The 259-nt window shown below is 48.3% G+C and carries 1 protein-coding gene; it reads left to right on the top strand.

The genetic code is table 11. The annotated features are described in order from the left end of the window. The coding region (locus AB4209_RS16790; RefSeq protein ID WP_372056541.1) for a hypothetical protein at positions 1 to 259 on the top strand (259 nt) is incomplete at both ends.

Raw genomic sequence — 259 nt, 5'->3', positions numbered from 1 at the left:
TAGACCACACGGTTAGCGAAAACATTGTGAAGTCGATAGTGGTGACATCTAGCGATGGCGATGTAGATGTTGAAACGGCTACGGTTGTACTGACCATTACTGATGGCGATATTCCAACCATCGAGTCCGTACCAAGCGTGACGCTATCAGAAACACAGCTTGTCGATGGTTCGACACCAAGCGACAGTGCGGTGAGCCAAACCGAGACTATCTCGTTTACCAACCAAAGTGATGATGTTGAGAAGTTCCGAATCGAACC

Source organism: Vibrio sp. 10N.286.48.C11 (assembly GCF_041469805.1).
Classification (GTDB): Bacteria; Pseudomonadota; Gammaproteobacteria; order Enterobacterales; family Vibrionaceae; genus Vibrio; species Vibrio crassostreae_C.
Note: the sequence above shows the minus strand (reverse complement) of the source record. Positions and strands in the feature narration are given on the sequence as shown.